Annotated in this window: 5 protein-coding genes; all 5 read left to right on the forward strand. The window is 42.0% G+C overall.

Annotation, left to right across the window (positions count from 1 at the left end):
* On the forward strand, positions 1-2,388 hold a 2,388-nt coding region (gene essC, locus GMD6S_RS07825), incomplete at its 5' end, for a type VII secretion protein EssC (protein WP_000552492.1).
* A gap of 9 nt (positions 2,389-2,397) precedes the next feature.
* Complete coding sequence (locus tag GMD6S_RS07830; RefSeq protein WP_000513720.1) at positions 2,398-2,766, forward strand: DUF5082 family protein; 369 nt, start codon at positions 2,398-2,400, stop codon at positions 2,764-2,766.
* A gap of 3 nt (positions 2,767-2,769) precedes the next feature.
* Positions 2,770-4,926 carry a hypothetical protein gene (locus tag GMD6S_RS07835; protein ID WP_001279978.1) on the forward strand — a complete coding sequence of 719 codons (2,157 nt, stop codon included), beginning with the start codon at positions 2,770-2,772 and terminating at the stop codon, positions 4,924-4,926.
* Positions 4,923-5,906 carry a hypothetical protein gene (locus tag GMD6S_RS07840; protein WP_000816351.1) on the forward strand — a complete coding sequence of 328 codons (984 nt, stop codon included), beginning with the start codon at positions 4,923-4,925 and terminating at the stop codon, positions 5,904-5,906. Before GMD6S_RS07835 ends, GMD6S_RS07840 begins: the two co-directional genes overlap by 4 nt.
* On the forward strand, positions 5,896-6,096 hold a 201-nt coding region (locus tag GMD6S_RS07845; protein ID WP_000114080.1), incomplete at its 3' end, for a hypothetical protein. The genes GMD6S_RS07840 and GMD6S_RS07845, both read left to right, overlap by 11 nt.

Genomic DNA, 6,096 nt, shown 5'->3' on the forward strand with positions numbered 1-6,096 from the left:
ATCCAATCCTATATCCTATCCCTCGCTGTTAACTTCCACCCTCATGATGTGGCTTTCTTGCTGATCGACTACAAGGGTGGTGGGATGGCCAATCTCTTTAAAAACCTACCTCACCTCTTGGGGACGATTACCAACTTGGATGGTGCCCAATCCATGCGAGCCTTGGCTTCGATCAATGCGGAGATCCATCGTCGTGAACGACTCTTTGGAGAGTTCGAAGTCAACCATATCAATCAATACCAGAAAAAATTTAAAAACGGAGAAGCGACAGAACCGCTCCCTCATCTCTTCCTTATCTCAGATGAGTTCGCAGAGCTCAAGGTCAACCAGCCCGACTTTATCAAGGAGTTGGTATCTATCGCGCGTGTCGGACGTTCCCTCGGTGTCCACTTGATCCTAGCAACTCAAAAGCCATCAGGTGTGGTCGATGACCAGATCTGGTCCAACTCTCGCTTTAAGATTGCCCTTAAAGTTGCGGATCGTTCGGACTCCAATGAAATGCTTCATACACCGGATGCGGCAGAGATCACCCAGACGGGACGTGCCTATCTGCAGGTCGGAAACAATGAAGTCTATGAGCTCTTCCAGTCAGCCTGGTCAGGCGCGGATTACCAGCCGGACAAGGACGATATGGGGATTGAGGACCATACCATCTACCTAATCAATGAATTGGGCCAATATGAGATCTTGAATGAAGACCTATCAGGCTTAGAAGATGTGGATGAGATCAAGGAAGTTCCAACAGAGTTGGATGCGATAGTGCACCATATCCAGCTCTTGTGTGAAGAACAAGAAATTCCTCCAGTACCACAGCCATGGTTGCCACCGCTCAAAGAGCGAATCGCACTAGACGAACTGGAAGAAGTGCAACCGACAGTAGCCTGGACACAAGAGAAACCACTCTCTGTCCTCTTGGGGATGGCAGATATCCCGCAGGCCCAGAAGCAGGAAGCTGTCTCTATCAATCTCTCCAAGGATGGTCATATCCTCCTTTATGGAAGTCCGGGTACAGGAAAGACCACCTTCCTTCAGACTGCTGGTATGGACTTGGCTCGTAAATTCAGTCCCAAGGCCCTTACCATGTACTTGATGGACTTTGGTACCAATGGTTTGGCTCCATTGTCCAAGCTTCCACAGGTGGCGGATACCATGCTTCTGGACCAAACGGAGAAGATCTCTAAGTTTGTACGAATCATGGAGAAAGAACTCAACCGTCGTAAGAAACTCCTTGCGGACTATGGTGTTGGGACTTTAGACCTCTACCGTCAGGCCAGTGGTCAGGAAGAGCCGGCTATTGTCATCCTCTTAGATAGCTATGAGGCCTTCAAGGAAGAAGCCTATGAGGCGGAACTCTTCAAGCTCTTGGTGCGCATCTCCCGTGAAGGTCTCAGTATCGGGGTTCACCTCTTGGTGACAGCCGGACGTCAGACCAACCTTCGTGCACAACTTTACTCAAACTTCAAGCACCAGTTGAGCCTGCCACAAAATGAGGCGGGTGAAGTGCGGGCCATCGTGGGCTCTACGCCACTCGCTATGACTATGGAAGACATCAAGGGCCGTGCCCTTATGAAGCGGGAAGAAGTGGATGTGATCCAGCTGGCACTCTCAGTTTATGGAGCTAATGATACCCAAGTCCTCAACAACCTACGTCAGGAAGTGGCTTCCCTCCAAGAAGCCTGGACAGGACAACGCCCAAGTGCCATCCCGATGGTACCAGAGGAGTTGACGGAGAAAGACTTCTATAGCCGAGCAAGCGTGCAGACTGCCTATGAACACGGCCTCGTGCCATTAGGACTTGACATGGAGACAGTTGAGCCCGTCACTTGGAATCTGGCTAAAGGAAATCTTCTCTACCTAACAGATAAAGAAGAACAGATGACAGCCTTGGTGAAACACATTGCCAAAGGGAAACAGAAGGTCATCATCTTGGCACCGAAGTATCATAACTTACCTGAAATGGAAGGAGTGACGATTCTTGCAAGTCCAGAGGAATATCAGGCGGGGATTGCAAGTATAGAGAAGAGAATTCAGGAGCGGTTAGAAGGCAAACAGCGAGATCATGTTGCAACAGTGGTTGTTTACAATTTAACCGAATTAGTGGTAGAATTAAACTCAGAAGCGCTTGATACATTGGCTTATGTCCTAGACAAAGGAATTCGAGCTGGATATGGTTCTCTTGTAATGAGTTCGCCATTGATTACTAAATACATTGATGTGGTCTCAAAAACTGTTCGCTCTTATAAGCAGGCTGTTATAGGGCTTCGCTTAAGCGATCAATCAGTTCTGACAGTAACCAACAGACCTGTTCGTGAGCCACAATTAGAAGAACAAGAACACTACTATGTGGCCGATGGGTTAGCAAGTAGAATGAAAGTATTAATGATATAAGGAGGAGTGATGGGGAAAGCAACCATACAAGCTCAGATAGATGCTAAGCGTGGAGAAATTACTAATTTGAATAGTCAAATTAGTCGATTGGAAGAATGTAAAAAAGCACTTACAGATTTTTCAACGGATATAGAATATGTACTTACGAGCAATGAACATATTGAAACGACCTATTATTTAGCAGGAACACCATATTTAAATGAAACCAATAATGAAGAGAAAATACTAAAAACAGCTAAACAAAAGCTTTCAGCAAAGAGTGATGACGTAGTGGCCAAATTGACTCAGAAAATTTCTGAATTAGAGACAGAGAAGTCGGGGATTAGCCTTAGTATTAGTTGGTTAGAAATTGAAAAAAGTCTAACAACGGAGGAGTAAAGTATGAGTGATATTATAAAAGTACATGACTTACCGGCCATAGCTCGTTATAGTTCGGCTGTTCAAGAGTTTTCAAAAGGTGTGGACTCGGCTTCTAAACAAACGATGCGTAAATTTAATGAAAAGGCAGGTAAAACAGGAGATTCAGAGGACAAAGGAGAGGCAATAAATGCTTTCTTCACTCGATTGAATACTTTACAGACCCAAGTATTTCAAGAGTATCCTACCACTATTACGCATTTTTCAACAGCTTTATCAACATTTGAAAATGCTGCTACAGCTGCCGGTTTCCAAAATAAAGCATGGACTCAACAAACTGGTAATGATTCTGTCTATAAAAAATTAGATGGCGTGGAGTCTGAACAATATGAGAAGATCAAAACAAAAGTCGATAATCTTCAAACGCTATTAAACGATGCTACTGCTGAACTAGGTATTGAATCAGAAGATTTAACAACTATTAAAACAACTGCGGGAGATGATTTAGCTAGTGCAGCGACTGCACGTCGTGATACTCATAACGCCTTGCAACAAGCACATGATACCTTATCAAAAGATACTACGGATGCAGAAGCAGAACTAAAAACTCTACAGACTAGAATAAAAAATGCCAGTGCAGTATGTAATATTCCGGCTTCTAGTATCTTAGCAGGAATTAAAAATGGTAGTCTTACTAAGAGAAAAATCAGTTATTTGGATAGTATTCAAACAGAAGCAGATGGACGTGCTTTAGGTGCAATACTTAATAAACAGCCAGGAGACATATTAAACGAAAAACCTGGGGATCTTAGTGAAGGATTTTACAGTATTGGTGCTCAGGAAATGATGGAGTGGATTGAATCAGGAGATGCAGCCACTCTGAACCATCTTTTAGACGCTATGGGGAATCGGGATTTTTCTGCTAACCAACCATTTTTGCTAGAGTTTCAAAAGGCTGGAGTTAGGCTAGGTGATACTCTTGAAAAGGTTATGGAAGTTCAATATGCTAAAGACGGCACTTTACAGAGCAACCAGATGGCAGCATATAATAAGCATCTTGCTTTGACGGATAAGTTTGTTAGTTTGATGGAATCTCTTTATGTAATGGAGATAGGACGGACAGAAACATCAAAAGGAAAATTAGCAGTTGGTGACAAACTATATGTCACCGAAACGAGAACAAAAGTTTCAATTTCAGATATATCGGATGCAACATTTTCATTTAAGAATACGGTTGATACAAAGAAAACAACCTTGGAAATGAATATAGGTGGCTACTCTTATCCAACGAGTATTAGCAATACAACCGAAACCAAGGTTTACAAAATGGAAGAATACGCAACCGCTATTGGAAATAATATGGCAGAGAAGCAGGCTCGGATCGGTGAACTTGAGAAATCTCGCGAAGAAGCGAATAAAGATATGCGTGCTGCAATGGGTAAAGCTATAACTTATGCACTGGTTGGTACTTTCATACCTGAAGCAGTTCCTATCGTCTCGATGATTGATGCTCTGGCTACCAGTGATTCTAAGGAATTCAGTAAAGAACTCTTTTCTGCGATTGATAAGGATATAACCGTTAAGGGGAAAGTTGTTGAAAGTGGTTTTACGAAGACGGGTCCATACAATATGGGTATTCAATTACCAACAGCAACCATACAAGCCTATTTGAAGTATGTCGATCAGTTAAAGGGATATGACTTGGAAAAAGAAAAGACACGCATTGAGATGGTGGATGACTTTTTAAATCGAGGGAATACCTATCTTTTCCAGAAAGATGGGAAGAGTTCAGTCGCAATTTCTCGCATGAGAACACATAATTTTTATACAGAGGTCCGCTTGAAAGAGATGGATAATGAAGGTCTTGTTCCTTATGTTGAATATGCGAAGTCGTCCAGCCATTATAAGGTGAATAGTACTAGTAATGATACAAGGGCAATAATCCAAGAAGCAATAAACAAAGAAAATCAACTTAACTCAAATTCTGTAACACCAGAAATGAGCAAGTATCTCTTAGGCGAGGAGACCGATCTTTCTCTAGTCAATATGAGCGTAGACCAGTTGAAAACGTATAAAAATGTATTGGAACATTTATCGATTTCTTCTGACCAAAATGCCAAACATGGCTATGAAGAATATCAGCTCTATCTAAATAGTAAATACTCAGGAGGAAGTCAATGAAACAATACAGGAAAAAAATACTAATCATTCTGGGGGTTTTAAGCCTTCTTGTTGTGGTTTCTGGAGGCTATCCTTTGTATCGCTATTTGACACATGATCGCTATAAAGTTTGGTCAATTGAAGTAGAACCAGCATCTCATGAATTTATAGCTGATAGACAGGGGCTGGTCATTTCTTGGAAAGAGACAAAGAATAGTAATGGGAAAAGAGATAGGGATGAGCCGGTTGACTATAGTTTGGTAATTCATGGGAGACGATTTATAGCCACAGAAAGTATCCGTTTAATCTATGAATCGGGAGATAATCGCTTTGATGTGAAGAATCTAAGTTGGGGGGAGTATTGGAAGATTCAGGTCTATGATACCAGTCAGGATGATTTGCCTCGTAAGGAGTATGATCTTTTGAAGGCTATTGCGGATTATGATGCTTCTTACTTTCCAGTTTCAAGTGCCTATACTCATTTTTTTGCTTACAAAGATCAGGAATACCGGACAGTCGTTCTCCAGAAAACGGGAGGTGAGGATCGTAAGGAAGTCCTCTTTAACATGGCAACAGGTAAACTAGAAGACATCCCTAAGGATGCCGGAAAGGCTCTAGAGAACAGAAATGTTAATATATTTAAAGAATTTACTAATTTAAAAGAATATTATGCAGGTGACCTTTTACATATAGACACTCCAATTAGTTTTTCTCAATCCGTAATTGAACAGTCTTCAGACTGGCGTTTGAAGGAGGAGTATCCTGCAGCCTATGACTTGATGACTAAGAAGAAAGGTGGGCTATTTTTCTTGACCAACGAGACAGATATCAAGCTTCTCTCTGATATATACAGTCTCTTAATCCCTAAGGACAGAGATTTGTTTGATAATCTAACAGTTTATGGAGAGGTGACCAAGGACGGGAAAGACCATGTGGTTCATTCCTATGAAGAGTTTATCAATGTCTTGAAACCAAAGGAGGAATTGAGCAATGTCCGTTAAACAGATCCAACCGATGCGAATTCAAAGTATTAAGGCAAGTATTAAGGTTTCGACAGATGAGATTTCAAAGGGGATGTCGACTATCATTGATGCACCGGTTACAAGTAATCTAGAGTCTTGTGCGGGTCTCGCAAAAACATGTATGGAAAATTTAGTAGAGACGGTAGACTCATTAGATGGCTTTATGAAC

This window comes from Streptococcus sp. GMD6S, from assembly GCF_000297015.1.